The organism is Burkholderia sp. Ac-20384 (assembly GCF_017104605.1).
GTDB lineage: Bacteria > Pseudomonadota > Gammaproteobacteria > Burkholderiales > Burkholderiaceae > Burkholderia > Burkholderia lata.
Window position 1 is genome coordinate 1 of the sequence record NZ_JAAGPE010000040.1, and the last position, 15,724, is coordinate 15,724.

The window sequence follows — 15,724 nt, forward strand, 5'->3', positions numbered from 1 at the left end:
CTCGTGACAAGCCCCGTGGCGGCCGGCCGCACCCACGACGGTTCGTAGTGGACCAGCCCGAGCTCCTGCGTGATCGCGCCGTGGCGGGCGAACGCCTCAGCGGCGAGCGCGCGCCGCTCGGCCGGCTGCGCGACCTGCACGAGGCGCCGCCACTGGTCGATCAGCGCGGCGAGCCCGACGTCGATCTGCTTGCCGATGCTGACGGGCCAGATGCGCGTGAACACGAGATACACGACGACGTTGCCGAGCAGGATGCCGATCGTGCGATCGCGCGCGATCGTCAGGTCGAAGCCGGGGCCGGCGCCCTGGATCACGCACAGGAAAAATGCGAACGCGATCTGGAAGCCGGCATACGCGATGCGCGGCGAGCCGAATGCGACCCACGCGGCGAGCCACCCGCCGGCGAACACCAGCGCCATCAGGTGGCCGACCGACGATAGCGACGGCACGACGAAGACGAGTGCCGCCGTGCCGAGCAGCGCGCCGACGATGCAGCCGAAGATCCGCAGCGTGAGCTTCTCGACCGTCTCGGCCGTCGAGCCGAGCGACACGATATAGCAGGTGACGACGCAGGTATGGATGCCCGACCAGTCGAGCTGCGAATACAGCAGGTAGCAGAAGATCGCGGCGGCGGTCGTCTTCAGCGCGTAGCGGATGTGGTCGGGATTGGTGCGCGCGTCGGGCAGGAAGAAGCCGCCGCGTGGGGCGGGGGGCGGGGCGGATTCGGCGGCTGCCGACGAAGCCGTCGAAGCCGTCGAAGCCGTCGAAGCCGTCGAAGCCGTCGAAGCCGTCGAAGCCGTCGAAGCCGTCGAAGCCGTCGAAGCCGTCGAAGCCGTCGAAGCCGTCGAAGCCGTCGAAGCGACATCGGTCGTTGCGGTCGGTTCCGCGAAATGCGTGATCGCCGCATGGAGATCCGTCGCGGCAACACGCGCGAGCGGCGGCAGCGTGTCGGTCGGCGGTAGCGCGAGCGTCACGTCGACTGGGTAGCCGCCCTGGTCGAGGATGCCGGCCATCTCGTCGAGCGTCGCGGCGATCGGTATGGCGTATGCGTCGGGCAGCCGCGCGCCCCGTTCGCGATCGGCCAGCGCGACGCCGACGAGCAGCGCGGTGCTCGATGCCACGGCCTGCCGCAACGCCGCGAAGTCGGTGGCGGACGACGAGCCTTCGAGCTTCGACAGCTTGAGCCACGTGAGTAGCTGCTTGTCGCCTTCGTGCAGGCAGGCGTTGAATGCGTCGCGCGCCGCATCGTCACCGCGCAGCCGCTGCGCGGCGAGCCGCAAGCGCTTCGCGAGTTGCGCGTGCGCGAGCTTGCGCGGCGACGGCGCGATCAGCAGGTTGACGACGATCGCGACCCCGACCGGGATCGCGATCGTCAGCCAGATGTACAGCAGCGCGCGTGTTGCAGCTTCGCCGAATGGCGCGAGACCGAGCTGGTCGAGCCCGAAGCCGACGATCATCGCGAGGATCGCGCCGACCGGGCGCAGCTTGCTGGCCGACGTCAGGTACAGGAGGCCGACCGACAGCACGGCCATGCACGCGACCCGCAGGATCGAATAGTCGATGCTGAAGATCGCGATGCCGAGCACGAGCCCGATCACGATCGTGACGATCACCAGCAGCGCGGCCGCGAGCACCACGCTCGTCACGCGGTCGGCCCGGATCATGAAGAACACGACGTACGCGGACAGCGCGGCTTCGGGCGTGCCGTAGGCGGCCGTCACGAGCGCGGTCAGTGCGCAGATCAGCGCAACCCGCACGGCAATCGACATGCGCCCCGGAAACGGCGCGAGCAGTCGCAGGACTTCGCGCGGGCCCGGCGAGCGAACCTCAGCGGCAGGCAGTGCCATGCCGGACCTCGACGATCGCGCTGGCGCCGACGCGCACGAGCTTGGCGTCAGGTTCGTCGAGCTTCACGCGCACCGGGAAGCGCTGCGCGACGTGCACCCAGTTCACCGAGTTCTGCACGATCGGCAGCGTGCGCGGCAGGTTGATGCGGGCGCTGTCGGCGATGCCTGCGCCGACGCCGACGACCTTGCCCGTCAGCGGGCGGCTGCGGTCGATCATCGAATAGACGGTCGCGCAGTCGCCGACCTCGATGCGGCTCAACGACGTCTCGCGGAAGTTGCCGACGGCGAACCATTCGCTTGCGTCGATCAGCGTGAAGATCGACTGGTTCGGCGCAAGGGTTTCGCCGGCGAGCACGCTCAGGCCCGTGACGAGGCCATCGTGCGGTGCGCGCACGACGGTGTCGTCGAGCGCATGCTGCGCGCGGGCCAGCGCGGCTTCGCGCGCATGCAGCGTCGCGATCGCGTCGGCCTCGTCGCCAATCGTCTGCGCGGACGCGCGCTGCTGTTCCTGTGCCTGCGTGAGCGACACGGCGGCGTCGCGCTGGCGCACCTTCGCCTGGTCGAACTGCTGCGCGCTGACATAGCCCTGCGCGGCGAGCGGTGCGAGCCGGTTCACGTCGCGGGTCGCAAGGTCGCTGTTCTGCGTGGCGCGCTTGACCTGTTCGGCGGCCACGGCCGCGTTCGAGCGCTCGCCGATCAGCGAACGGCGGCGCGTGTCGAGCGATGCGCGCGCGAGCTCGAGGTCGGCCTGCGCCTGGGCTACCGTCAACCGGTACGGCACAGGGTCGATGACATACAGCAGGTCGCCCTTTGCGACGCGCTGGTTTTCATGCACCGCGAGCTGCACGATGCGGCCGCCGACCGGCGATGCCACGTGCACGACGTCGGCGTCGATCGACGCGTCGTCGGTGGACGGGTAGGCCGTCGTGCGGTAGTACGCGTACACGAGTGCCGCGATGCCGAGCGCGACGATCGCCAGTGCGATCACGCGGCCTTTGACGGAGGGGCGGGCGATGCCGGCGGCCTTCATGCGAACGGCCCCGTGCCGGTGAGCCACACGATCACGGCGACCACGAGCCCGATCGCGGTGCAGACGGCAAGCTGGTAGGGCACCGTCGCGGCCCAGCCGGTCGCGACGAAGACGCGGTGCGCGACGATCGCGCCGATGACGCCGACGATCGCGCTGACGAGCCAAAGCGGGAAATACGCGCCGAACAGGACGTACGACGGTGCGCCGCGCGATGCGCAGCCCGCGAGCGGCAGGGCTGGCGCCAGGACGGCGGCGACGCGCAAGGGCGCGCGCGGCGTTGTTTTTCTCATGGTGTGACGAGCTCGACGTTGGAGGTGGATGCCGGGCACGGCGCAATGCGGATCGTCGCCGCGACGACGATTCCGGGATACGGAGCCGATAATAAATCAGCGCGATGCGGACCGCCAGCCACCCGCCCGGCCCGCTGCCGGCCAGGAAGCGCATCCGCCCGTTCGGCACTGCGTTTCTGCAATGATGGTCGGACCGTCGCGATTCTGCCAGTGCTAGCTCGCGTAGGGTTGCTAACGGACTGTAAAGGATCGTCAGACGAACGAAGGGTGGCTGATTTGTCGTGTCGGTAGCGCGGAATCGGTGCGGAAACGGCCGATTGCCGTTCGGACGCACGGGAATGGGTTCGATCCGGCAGATCGGGGGGCGATGTTGACGAGCAGGTCGACCGGATTGCGTGTGAAGTGCTGCAGCGCGTCGCGATCGGTGACGCAGATGCGCGGCGGGTGTTCGGCCCGAGCTGTCTGTTCGCTTGTTCGTCTGCTTGTTTGCTCGCCCGCGAGAGCGACGACGCGCGGCGCCTTCGAGCAAGACGCGGACGTTCGCGTCGATCATCCGGACGCCGTTCTCGAAACGGCTGACGTGGAGGGGTAAGCGCAGCGTGCGCCGCCTGTCGGTAACGACGGGCTTCAGGAAAGCGTCAACGTCGCTCGCGTCGGGCAGGCCGATGCAGCCGCGGTCGAGCGCTGCGACGAGCGGCGTCGAAGCCCGGCCGGCGACCGGTCGTCAAAGCTGCGATCTGTGTACCATCGTACGTATGGCGCGATGCGCGGTACGGGGCCTCAAGGTCTCGTGCGACACGCGACGCGGAAGCGGTATCGCAACGAAGGTGAGCATTCCATGCGAAGTTTCTTTGTCCGGTTCATTGCAATCGGCGTGCTGTTCCATCTGTACGTCGGGATACGGATCATTCCCGATGCGTTTACGTCGCCGGTCGCGCGTACGATCGCGGCGCTTGTGCTGGCGAGCTTCGTCGTGCTGATCCCGGTCGGCATGTTCTCGCGCCGCTTCGACGAAGGTTGGGCCGCGACGCTGGCCGGGTGGGCCGGTTCGCTCGTGATGGGCTTCTTCTCGTCGCTGCTCCTGCTGACGTTCCTCCGTGAATTCGTGCTGCTCGGCGTGTCCGGATGGCGGCATCTCGGGCACGACGGCGCGTGGCCTGCCGCCGCGACCGACACGGCGCTCGGCGTGCTGGCCGGTGCGGTATTCGTTACCGTGATCGGGTTCGTCGGTGCGCGCCGCACGGCGGCGGTCAAGCGCGTGTCGATCCCGGTCGCGGGGCTGCCGGCCGGGCTCGACGGGCTGACGATCGTGCAACTGTCCGACATCCACGTCGGGCCGACGATCAAGCGGCCCTATGTCGAACGGATCGTGCGTGCGGTCAATGCGCTCGATGCCGACCTCGTCGTCGTGACGGGCGACGTGGTCGACGGCTCGGTCAAGCGCCTGCGCGAGCACACGGCGCCGCTCGGCCGCATGCAGTCGCGGCACGGCAGCTTCCTGGTGACGGGTAACCACGAGTATTACGCGGGCGCGCATGCGTGGATCGACGAGTTCCGGCGCATCGGGCTGACGGTGCTGCTCAACGAACACGTGTTGATCGAGCACGACGGTGCGCACGCGGTGCTCGCGGGCGTCACCGATTTCACGGCGGGCGGGTTCGATCCCGCTCACCGCAGCGACCCCATGCAGGCGCTGTCGGGCGCACCGCGCGACGTCGGCACGAAGATCCTGCTCGCGCACCAGCCGCGCAGCGCGGAAGCGGCGAACCGCGCCGGGTTTACCGTGCAGTTGTCGGGGCATACGCACGGCGGCCAGTTCCTGCCGTGGCCGCCTTTCGTGCGGCTGCAGCAGCCGGTGATCGGCGGGCTGAGCCGCTTCGGCGATCTGTGGCTCTATACGAGCCGCGGCACAGGATACTGGGGGCCGCCGAACCGCTTCGGCGTGCCGTCCGAGATCACGCTGATCCGGCTGACGCGCGGCGGGTAGCGCACGCTTCCCCGTTTGAAAAGAGGCCGGCGCCGGCCCGTCATCAGCGGGAACCGGCCCGACCGGCGGTTGTCACTCGATGCGGGCGATATCGTCGAAGTCGAAGCGCGGGCTGCGCGGGAACAGGCCGGCCGGATCGCCGTAGCCGAGATTCACGAGGAAGTTGCTCCTGATCGCGGTGCCCGCGAAGAACGCGGCATCGACCTTCGCGCCGTCGAAGCCGGACATCGGGCCCGCGTCGAGGCCGAGTGCGCGCGCGGCCAGGATCAGGTATGCGCCCTGCAGCGACGAATTGCGGAACGCGGTGGTCTCGATCAGCGCATCGTTGCCGGCGAACCAGCTGCGTGCGTCGGCGTGCGGGAACAGGCGCGGCAGGTGCTCATGGAATGCCATGTCCATGCCGACGATCACGGTGACCGGCGCGGCCATCGTCTTCGCGAGATTGCCTTCGGACAGCGCGGGCTTCAGGCGCGCCTTCGCCTCGGGCGACTTGACGAACACGAAGCGTGCGGGGCTCGCGTTCGCCGACGTCGGGCCGAATTTCGTCAGGTCGATCAGCCGGTGCAGCAGTGCGTCGTCGACGGGTTTGTCCTGCCACGCGTTGTGCGTGCGCGCGGAGAGAAACAGTTGGTCGAGAGCGGAGTCGGACAGCGTCGTCATGATGGATGGGATCCGGAAGGAAAGCGGCCGGGGCGAGCCGGCCGGGCAGAGGAAACAATGCGGCACGCTTCGGCAACGCGGGCCGCGACACGCCGCGATGATAGCGTGACGCGCGAACCGCGAACCGCGAACCGCGAACCGCGAACCGCGAACCGCGAACCGCGAACCGCGAACCGCGAACCGCGAACCGCGAACCGAGAACCGAGAACCGAGAACCGAGAACCGAGAACCGAGAACCGCGCATCGCGGGCGCGGCGGATTCCTCTTGTCAGTGAATGACAGCGCATGGCAGTGTGCGACGCCGTTGGCTAGTATGCAGGCATGCACTGTTCGCTCCGTTCATCGCCCGTTTCTCCCGACATGTCGACACCCGATCTCTTCGCTGACACACCCGCTCCCGACGTGGACTGGTACCCGGACTGGCTGGCGCCGTCCGATGCCGATCGCGTGCTGGCCGCGTTGATCGGCGAGGTCGCGTGGCAGCAGGACACGATCCGCACGCCGCGTGGACGCATTCCGTTGCCGCGGCTGACCGCATGGCAGGGCGAGCCGGATGCCGTCTACGTGTATTCGGGGATCCGCAACGTGCCGGCGCCGTGGACGCCGGCCGTGCTCGACTTGAAACGCGCGGTCGAGGCGACGTCCGGCGCGCGTTTCAACAGCGTGCTGCTCAATCGCTACCGCAACGGGCAGGACAGCCTCGGCTGGCATGCGGACAACGAGCCCGAGCTGGGCGATGCGCCGGTGATCGCTTCGGTGAGCCTCGGCGCGATGCGCGTGTTCGACCTTCGCCATCGCAAGACCGGTGTCACGCATGCGTATCGCCTCGGGCATGGCAGCCTGCTCGTGATGCACGGGCGCACGCAGGCCGAATGGCAGCACCGCGTGCCGAAGGCGCCGGGCGTGCAGGGCGAGCGCGTGAACCTGACGTTTCGGCGCGTGATGCCGGTTGGTACGGGCCGGTAACAACCGTCGTCGCCGACGTGCCTGGATCGCCGGACGATTCACGCCCCTTTTTTCGATTCACCGGCGATCGATGCAGGTAAGCAGTCGCGTGTGCGGCACGTTGCCGCACGAGTGCCGAACCGGGCGCGTTGAAACGGCGCTGAGGCCCGTGGCATATGGGTTTCAGGAAAATTCGATCGACCGCTCGGTTCCGATAGATGAGTGAAACCTCTGATGGTGCGTCGCAACAATCCTTGACTAGACTGTCGAATGGCAGAAGCGCGTCGCATCCCGGCGCGATCCTTTCGACATGCCCCAAGCGTTGCCGATGCGGTGCGCAAGGGGGCAGGAGCAAAACGCGTGACCGTATTCGACCCTTCCTTCGAACCCTCGCTGCACGTCTTTGAACAAGACGGCGGATGGCAATGGGCGCTGACGGTGAAGCGGGCGACCGGCGTTGGCGTGAAAGTCGTTGCGTTCAGCCAGGAAGGCTTTCGCGGCGAAGCCGAGGCCTACGCCGCCGGCCAGCTTGCCCGCGCCGAGTATGACGACGCCGTGACGGCCTGACGCCGTCGCGTCGATCCCGCCGCCCGAGGATCGTCTTCATCGTTGGCCGCCCGCCGCCGGGTGGTTCTTTCCCGATCGTTTTCAGTTTTCCGTCGCCTGTCGCGCTTCGCGCGACAGTGCGTGCGGCGTGTTTGCACGCCCGTTCGCCTGAGCCCGCCGCGCCAAATGGTCCGTACCATTCGACACGTGTGTGCCATACGCCACGCTTAACGTCGCTGCACGGCGTCCGTCGCGCCGGCGATGCGGCTTCGTGCCGCGATTCGAATGCCGGACGCCGGACGCCGACCCATCGACAAGAATGCAGGTCATGTGCGACGACAGAACCGACTACAACCGCCAGGCATGCGGCGGATCGCGCACGGCGCGGGCGCCGGAACGGGGATTCACGCTGATCGAGGTGCTGATCGCGCTGGCGATCGTCGCCGTGGCGCTCGGCGCCGTGATGCGCGCGATCGGCGCGCTCGCGTCGGATACCGACATGGCGCGCATGCGCCTGCTCGCGTTGTGGAGCGCCGACAACGCGCTCGGCGAGATCCGCATTGCATCGACCTGGCCGTCCGTCGGCACCAACACGTTTGCCTGCCCACAGGGCCGCTACCGGTTCGTGTGCCGCCAGTCGGTGGCCGCGCTGCCGAGCCCGCTCGTGCGTCGCGTGACGGTGAGCGTGTATCCGTCCGCGTCGAGCCGCAACGTGCTCGCGGAAGTCGTCACGGTGATCCAGAATGAAGCGCGCCGCTGACCCGCGCGCGGCAGCGCGTGCCAGTACCCGTGCCCGCGGCTTCACGCTGATCGAGATGCTGGTCGCGATTGCGCTGCTCGCCGTGATCGCGCTGCTGTCGTGGCGCGGTCTCGATGCGACGATCCGCGGCCGCGACGATATTGCGTCGAATCTGGCGCAAACGCGTCTGCTCGGCCGCTACTTCTCTCAACTGCAGTTCGACCTGACGAACCTCGTGACGCCCGATGAAGTTTTCGGGCCGCCGCTGCGCATCCGCCCGGGCGAACTCGTGATGGTGCGCCATCTCGGGGTCGGCGGCGGGCCGACGCAGATGCAGGTGGTGCGCTACCAGCTCAAGGGGCGCGAGCTCGTGCGCAGTGCGTCGCAGCCGCTCGCGTCGCTTGTCGAAGTCGACGACGCGCTGCATCACATGGATGGGTTCGCGCGCGTGGTGGTCAGCAATGATGCGCGCTCGATGCAGCTTTCCGTATGGATTCCGCCCGGCGGATGGACGACGAGCCAGGCCGTCATCGAACAGTCGTATGCGCAGTTTCTCGCGCAGCACGGCATCAGCAACTTCACGTCGATCGGCGTGCCGGTGCCGCGCGGGGTTCGCTTCTCGGTCACGATGGGCGCGCCGGCGGTCGAATACGTGCGGACGATCCCGATCGGCCAGTGACGGCGGCGCGCGCGGCCCCCGGCACGGCGTGTGTTCCGTCCCCCGGACAAAATGGTCCGTAACTTTCGTCATACGTCTGTTATTGCCCGTCCGTTAGTCTCGTGACGAGCATGGCCGCCGCGACCGGTTCCATCGAACCGGATCGGCGGCGGCATCGGCAAACGGGAAGGGGGCGAACGTGACGGTCGAGCACCGGCATGATGCACACGCGGGCGCGTCGGGACTCGACGCGCGCGAACAACGGCAATCGGCGGCGATCCTGAGCCGCGCACAAAACTGGCACAGCGCCGGACGATTCGACGACGCGGCGCGCGAATATCTCGCCGTGCTCGAGAAGGAGCCGGACAATCCCCAGGCATTGCACCTGTACGGCATCCTGCAGTTCCAGCGCGGGGCGGCCGACGACGCCGAAGCGTTGCTGCGGCAGTCGGTTGCGATCGCACCCGGCACGCGCGTGCTGTCGGATCTCGGTGCGATCGCCGGCGAGCGCGGCCGTGTCGGCGAGGCGCTCGAGCATTTCGCGGCCGCGCTGCGAGCGACGCCCGACGACGTGCAGACGCTCGTGCGCCGCGGCAACACGCTGCTCGGGCTGCGCCGCCCTGACGAGGCGCTGGCGTCATTCGACCGCGCGCTCGCGGTGTCGCCGCTGGTGCTCGATGCGCTTTGCAATCGCGGCAGCGCGCTGCGTGCGCTGAGTCGTTTCGACGAGGCGCTCGATACCTACGATCGCGCGCTGATGGTCGACCCGCGTTCGTTCGAATCGTGGTTCAACCGCGGCCTCGTACTGCGCGAGCTACAGCGGCCGGCCGATGCGCTGCAGTGCTTCGAGCGTGCCAACGCGATCCGGCCCGGCATGGCCGCGATCATGGCCGAGCGCGGCCGCACGCTGATCGATCTCGATCGGCCGGGCGAGGCGCTCGACGCGTTCAACGAAGCGATCGCTGCCGATCCCGCGCGGATCGACGTGCTTTACAACAGCGCGGTCGCGCTCGAACGGCTCGGCCGCGCGGACGAAGCGCTCGCCCGTTGCGAGCGCGTGTTGAGTTTCGATCCGGATCATGTTCGCGCCCATGCGAGCCGTGGCAACGCGCTACTGCAGCTCAAGCGCCACGATGACGCGCTGTCTGCCTACGCGCGTGCGCTGGCGCTCGATCCGCACTCGGCGGAGACGTTGTGCAATCGCGGCACCGCGTTGCGTTACCTGAAGCGTTACGACGACGCGCTGGCCAGCTACGACGCCGCGGTTGCGCGCGACGCGCGGTTCGCCGAAGCGTGGACCAACCGCAGCAGCGTGCTGCAGGACCTGCATCGCTACGACGAAGCGATGGCGTCGCTCGACCGTGCGCTCGCGCTGCGCCCCGATCACGCGACGAACTGGCTCAACCGCGGCAACCTGCAATTCGAAACGGCGCGCACGGACGATGCGCTTGCCTCGTACGACCGCGCGATCGCGCTGCAACCCGACTACGCCGAAGCGCATTTCGCACGTGCGTCGTTGTATCTGATCGAAGGCGATTTCGCGCGCGGCTGGCCCGAGTACGAATGGCGGCTGCGCGATGCGCAGCTTGCGCGGCACTACCGGCCGTTCACGCAGCCGGCGTGGCAGGGCGATACGCCGCTCGACGGTCGGACGGTGCTGATTCATGCGGAACAAGGATTCGGCGACACGCTGCATTTTTGCCGCTATGTGCCGCTGGTGGCGGCACGTGGCGCGCGAGTCGTGTTCGAGGTGCAGCCGCAACTGCGCGCGCTGATGGCGTCGCTGTCCGGCGCGGCCCACGTGATCGCGCGCGGCGAACCGTTGCCGGCGTTCGACTGCCAGGCCCCGTTGTTGAGCCTGCCGCATGCGTTTCGCACCGACGAAGCCACGATTCCGCAACCCGGCGCGTATCTGCATGCCGACCCGCAGCGCACGCGCCAGTGGGACGCGCTGCTCGGCGAGCGGCGCCGGCCACGGATCGGGATCGCATGGGCCGGCAATCCGGAGCACCGGAACGATCACAACCGGTCGATCGATTTCTCGCGGCTCGCGCCGCTGTTCGATCTCGACGTCGACTGGATCAGTCTGCAAAAGCCCGTGCGCGAACGCGACGAGGCGCTGCTCGCGGGTGCGCCGGTGCGTCGCGTCGACGACGAACTCGGCGACTTCGCCGACACGGCCGCGCTGATCGGCGCGCTGGATCTCGTGATTGCGGTCGATTCCGCCGTCGCGCACCTGGCGGGTGCGCTGGGCCACGCGGTCTGGGTGCTGCTGCCCGATCCGGCGGAGTGGCGCTGGATGCGCACGCGCGGCGACAGCCCGTGGTATCCGTCCGCGCGGCTGTTCCGGCAGGCCGCGCCGGGGGACTGGACAGGCGCGATCGACGCGGTGCGTGCCGCGATCGGGCCGATGACACGTTAGACACGACACGCGATACCAACAGCGACAAGTGGGGGCCACACGATGACACCGAACGGGGAAGGGACGACACTCGCGAGCGCACCGGTCGCGCCGGATCGCCGTCCGCCCGATACCGCGCAACTCGAACGGCTGCTCCTGCGCGCGCGCAAGGCGCACCACGAGGGCGCGCTGCAGCATGCGGAGCACGCGTATACCGAATTGCTGACGCTCGATCCCGAGCATCCGGAGGCGCTGCACCTGCTCGGCGCGGTGCGCTTCCAGCAAGGGCGGCTCGACGACGCCGAGCCGCTGATGCGGCGCTCGATCGAGCACCGGCCGGTGCCGCTCGCACTCGCGAATTACGCGGCGGTGCTGACCGGGCTCGGGCGGGAGCACGACGCGCTCGTGCGTCTCGACGAAGCACTCGCGATCAACCCGGTTCATCAGCGCGTGTTGTTTCAGCGCGCGGGCCTGCTCGGGCAGCTCGCCCGGTACGACGACGCATGTATGGTCTACGATCGGCTGCTCGAGTTGACGCCCGGTTTTGCCGACGGCTATGTGAAGCGCAGCGACATGTTGCGCGCGCTCGGCCGTCACGACGAAGCGCTTGCCGATTGCGATCGATCGATCGCGCTGGCCGGGCGTTCGTTCGATGCGATGCGCGGACGCGGCCTCGCGTTGCGCGAACTCGGCCGCTTCCGCGATGCAGTCGACAGCTATGGCTACGCGCTCGCGCAGACGCCCGGCAGCACCGAGGTGCTGTTCCTGCGCGGCGTCGCATATCTCGATCTGCAGGATCCCGAGCGCGCGCTCGCGGATTTCAATGCGGCGATCGCGGCGAGCCCGACTTTCATCGATGCGATCTTCAACAGCTCGATCGCGCTCGAGCTGCTGGGCCGGCACGACGAAGCGCTCGTGCGCTGCGACCGCGTGCTCGCGATCGATCCGCGCCACGCGCGGGCACTGGCGAACCGCGGCAACGCGGCCAGCCACCTGGAACGCTATCGCGACGCGGCCGACAGCTACGCGCGTGCACTCGACACGGAACCGCGCAGCACCGGCGTGCTGTGCAACTACGCGAGCGCGCTGATGCGCATCGAACGTCACGACGATGCGCGCGACATGTGCGACCGCGCGCTTGTGCTCGATGCGGGCTACGTGCCCGCCTGGTTCACGCGCGGCCGCGTGCAGCTCGAGACGCACCGCTACGAGGCCGCGCTCGACGATTTCGCGCGCGTGATCGAGGCGACGCCGCGCGACAAGCTTGCGCATTTTCATCAAGCTAATGCCCTGCGTGCGCTGCGGCAGCACGACGCCGCGCGGCAGGCCTACGCGGATGCGATCGAGATCGATCCCGACTACGTGCTCGCGCACTGCATGCGTGCGTTCCTGTGCCTGTCGATCGGCGATTTCGAAGCGGGTTGGGCCGAGTATGAATGGCGTTGGCGCGATACGCAGCTCGATGGCAGTCGACGCAATTTCGCGCAACCGCGATGGAAGCGTGAAATGCCGCTCGACGGTAGGACGATCTTGCTGTACGCCGAACAGGGGCTCGGCGACACGCTGCAGTTCTGTCGCTACGTGCCGCTCGTGAAGGCGCTCGGCGCGCGTGTCGTGGTCGAGTCGCCAGTTGAATTGCGGCCACTGTTGGCGACGCTCGACGGCATCGATACGATGATCACGCGCGGCGATCCGCTGCCGCAGTTCGACTTGCATTGCCCACTGCTGAGCCTGCCGCTCGAATTCCGTACGGACCTGGCGTCGATTCCCGCTGGCGTTCCGTATCTGCGGGCCGACCCGGTGCTGGTCGCGCGCTGGCAAGACATGCTCGGCTCGTCGGGCCGTCCGCGTGTCGGGCTCGTCTGGTCTGGCAATCCGATGCACTCAAATGATCGGAATCGTTCAATGACACTGACCGATCTGCTGCCGCTGCTCGATGACAGGTACGACTGGATCAGTCTGCAGAAGGTGGTGCGCGACGAGGATCGTCCGGTGCTCGAATCGAATCCGATTCGATTCGTCGGCAATGAACTGCGAGACTTCGCCGATACGGCGGCGTTGGCTCAACTGATGGACTGCGTGGTCAGTGTCGATACGTCGGTTGCGCATCTCGCTGGCGCGCTCGGCCGGCCGCTCGCGATGATGATTCCGCATACGCCTGATTTTCGCTGGCTGCTCGATCGGGACGACAGCCCGTGGTACCCGTCCGCGCGACTGTTCCGTCAGCCGGAAGGTGGGCAATGGGCACCCGTTGTCGAACGGATCGCGGCCGAGTTGCCCGCGATCGTAGGTGGAGGGCCGCGATGAACGTGCGTCCGACGACAGGCATGGAAGCCGGCGCAGGTTTGCTGCGTGCAGCACTCGACGATGCGCTGCGCAATGCGCGCACGCGACTTGAGCAACGTGACTTTGTCGGTGCGAGGCGGCTGTACGAGGGTGTGCTGACGATGTCGCCCGACAACGTCGAAGCGCTGCATCTGCTCGGACTTGTTCATCTACGACTCGGCGATACGACGCGGGCGCAACCACTGATCGCGCGATCGATCCAGCTGGGGTTGAATCAGTCGTGGAATCTGGCGAATCATGCTGCCGCGCTGACCGGCGTCGGCCGTCATCAGGAAGCGCTTGCGGCGGCCGATCTGGCACTCGCACGGGACGTAGGTCATGCACCGGCCTACGCCGCGCGCGGAGACGCGCTGCTTGCGCTCGGGAGATATGAGGAGGCAATTGCAGCATACGATTGCGCGCTGACACGTGCGCGCGATCTCGCCGCATCCTGGATCAAGCGTGGCGAGGCGCTGCGGAAGCTCGGACGACCCGCCGACGCACTGATCAGTGTCGAGCGTGCGCTGCACGTCGATCGGAACGATCCGGACGCGCATGCAGAGCGCGCTCGTATATTGCGGATTCTGGGTCGTTGCGAAGAGGCGTTGCATGGTTACCAGCTTGCGATGGTCGCGCGCGGCAAGACGTCGGAACTCGTGTACGCATGCAGCTATGTGCTGACTGAACTGGGTCGTCCGGCCGAGGCGCTGACGTACCTCGACGAAGCGCTTACCCGCACACCGAACGACGTGCAGTTGCTGTTCGCGAGCTGCGTCGCGCTCGATCTGCTGCATGCGCGCGATGCACTTCTCACGCGTTGCGACAGGATTATTGGACTGGATCGCGACCATGTTGCTGCATGGGTCGGCCGCGGTAATGCACTGCTCGGACTCGAACGCTACAGCGAGGCCGCGATCGCATACGGCGAGGCGCTCGCGCGGGTACCCGACGAAATCGACGCGCTGCGCAATCGCGCCGCCGCATTGCGCGCGCTCGGCGCTTTTGATGACGCGCTGGCGCATTACGACCGAGCACTTGCGACGACTGGCGCTCATGTGGAACTCCTGCACAACCGTGGGCTGACGTTGCAGCAGCTCGGCCGTTACGACGACGCGCTCGCGAGCCACGCGGCGGCAGCCGACGCGCCCGCCGATACCGCGCACGCGATTTATACGCGGGCGGTGGCGCGTCAGCAGATGGGCGAGCACGACGCGGCGCTCGACGATTATGTGCTCGCCTGTGAACGCGATCCGCACAACGGCACTGCACGCCGTTCGGAAGCGTTCTGCCGGCTGCTGATGGGGGATTTTGAGTCGGGCTGGCGGCAGCATGAGATGCGCTGGCGCGCGTCCGACGTGGTACTTCATCGGCGTCATGCGGACCGACCGATGTGGCGTGGCGACGAGTTGCTTGCGGGCCGGACGGTGCTGCTTCATGCGGAGCAGGGCTATGGCGATACGCTGCAATTCTGTCGATACGCCAGCCTGGTTCATGACCGGGGCGCGACCGTGATCGTCGAGGCGCCGGCTGCGCTCGGCGAACTGCTCGGCACGCTGCGCGGCGTGAGCCGGGTCGTCACGGAGGGGCAGCCGATGCCGGCGTTCGACCTGCAGTGTCCGCTGATGAGCCTGCCATATGCGTTTCGCACGACGCTCGATACGGTGCCGGCCGATGTGCCGTACCTGCGTGCCGATGCGCGACGGCGCGACGCGTGGGCAGAACGTCTCGATGCGATTTCGCCGTCCGGCCGGTTGCGAGTCGGGCTCGTATGGTCGGGCAACCCGCGCCATGCGAACGACGAAAACCGTTCAATACCGTTTGCCGCGCTCTTACCGCTTGTTGCAGCGCACGACGCGACGTTCGTGAGCCTGCAGCCACTAATACGTGCGCGCGACGCCGACGCGTTCGCCGCAAGCGGCGTGCTGTCGTTCGCGGACACGCTCACGGATTTCGCCGAAACGGCTGCACTGGTCGACGCGCTGGATCTCGTGATCAGCGTCGACACGTCGGTTGCGCACCTGGCTGGCGCGCTCGGGCGGCCCGTGTGGGTGCTGCTGCCGCGCGTACCGGACTGGCGCTGGCTGCTCGAACGCGACGACTGCCCGTGGTATCCGTCCGCGAGGTTGTTCCGGCAGGCGCGGCCCGGAGACTGGCCGGCGGTGATCGGCCGGGTGGCCGACGCATTCGGCACGGTGCGCCGCACGCCCGCTGTGGCGGCGTGACCGCCTTCCATGACAAAAGCTACGGACCTTTTCACGGTGGCCGGAATGGTCCGTAACAGTCGCCATGTCGCTGC

The 15,724-nt window shown here is 67.8% G+C and carries 12 protein-coding genes; 8 read left to right on the plus strand and 4 right to left on the minus strand.

The features are described from left to right. The 3 genes from G3O00_RS10775 to G3O00_RS10785 form a co-directional block, all read right to left on the minus strand. A partial coding sequence (locus G3O00_RS10775; protein WP_206142942.1) for an FUSC family protein occupies positions 1-1,847 on the minus strand: 1,847 nt, incomplete at its 3' end. Beyond that, positions 1,828-2,877, minus strand: coding sequence for a multidrug transporter subunit MdtN (gene mdtN, locus G3O00_RS10780; protein ID WP_206142943.1), 1,050 nt, complete (start codon positions 2,875-2,877; stop codon positions 1,828-1,830). The genes G3O00_RS10775 and mdtN, both read right to left, overlap by 20 nt. After that, positions 2,874-3,167 (minus strand): hypothetical protein, encoded by a 294-nt coding sequence (locus G3O00_RS10785; RefSeq protein WP_011354664.1) that lies wholly within the window; start codon positions 3,165-3,167, stop codon positions 2,874-2,876. The genes mdtN and G3O00_RS10785 overlap by 4 nt, the downstream gene beginning before the upstream one ends. A gap of 838 nt (positions 3,168-4,005) precedes the next feature. On the opposite strand from G3O00_RS10785, the gene G3O00_RS10790 reads away from it, so the two are divergent. Then, positions 4,006-5,154 (plus strand): metallophosphoesterase, encoded by a 1,149-nt coding sequence (locus G3O00_RS10790; RefSeq protein WP_206142944.1) that lies wholly within the window; start codon positions 4,006-4,008, stop codon positions 5,152-5,154. Positions 5,155-5,226: 72 nt separating this feature from the next. Here G3O00_RS10790 and G3O00_RS10795 read toward each other — a convergent pair whose 3' ends face one another. Next, positions 5,227-5,814 carry a malonic semialdehyde reductase gene (locus G3O00_RS10795; protein WP_011354667.1) on the minus strand — a complete coding sequence of 196 codons (588 nt, stop codon included), beginning with the start codon at positions 5,812-5,814 and terminating at the stop codon, positions 5,227-5,229. Positions 5,815-6,174: 360 nt separating this feature from the next. On the opposite strand from G3O00_RS10795, the gene G3O00_RS10800 reads away from it, so the two are divergent. From G3O00_RS10800 to G3O00_RS10830, 7 genes are all read left to right on the plus strand, one after another. Further along, positions 6,175-6,780 (plus strand): alpha-ketoglutarate-dependent dioxygenase AlkB, encoded by a 606-nt coding sequence (locus G3O00_RS10800; protein WP_041493246.1) that lies wholly within the window; start codon positions 6,175-6,177, stop codon positions 6,778-6,780. Positions 6,781-7,119: 339 nt separating this feature from the next. Continuing rightward, entirely contained in the window at positions 7,120-7,326 is a 207-nt protein-coding gene (locus G3O00_RS10805; protein ID WP_041493247.1) for a hypothetical protein, read from the plus strand. A 307-nt stretch (positions 7,327-7,633) separates the two neighbouring features. Next, the gene (gene gspI / locus G3O00_RS10810) at positions 7,634-8,065 is read left to right on the plus strand and encodes a type II secretion system minor pseudopilin GspI (protein WP_050781659.1); all 432 of its coding nucleotides are present in this window, start codon (positions 7,634-7,636) and stop codon (positions 8,063-8,065) included. Further along, positions 8,049-8,723, plus strand: a complete 675-nt coding sequence (locus G3O00_RS10815; protein WP_206142945.1) for a prepilin-type N-terminal cleavage/methylation domain-containing protein — start codon at positions 8,049-8,051, stop codon at positions 8,721-8,723. Before gspI ends, G3O00_RS10815 begins: the two co-directional genes overlap by 17 nt. A gap of 178 nt (positions 8,724-8,901) precedes the next feature. Beyond that, entirely contained in the window at positions 8,902-11,124 is a 2,223-nt protein-coding gene (locus tag G3O00_RS10820) for a tetratricopeptide repeat protein (protein ID WP_206142946.1), read from the plus strand. Between the two features lie 42 nt (positions 11,125-11,166). Continuing rightward, positions 11,167-13,410: a tetratricopeptide repeat protein gene (locus tag G3O00_RS10825; protein ID WP_206142947.1), complete on the plus strand. Its 2,244-nt coding sequence runs from the start codon at positions 11,167-11,169 to the stop codon at positions 13,408-13,410. Next, positions 13,407-15,650, plus strand: a complete 2,244-nt coding sequence (locus tag G3O00_RS10830; RefSeq protein ID WP_206142960.1) for a tetratricopeptide repeat protein — start codon at positions 13,407-13,409, stop codon at positions 15,648-15,650. The genes G3O00_RS10825 and G3O00_RS10830 overlap by 4 nt, the downstream gene beginning before the upstream one ends. Positions 15,651-15,724: the final 74 nt, after the last annotated feature.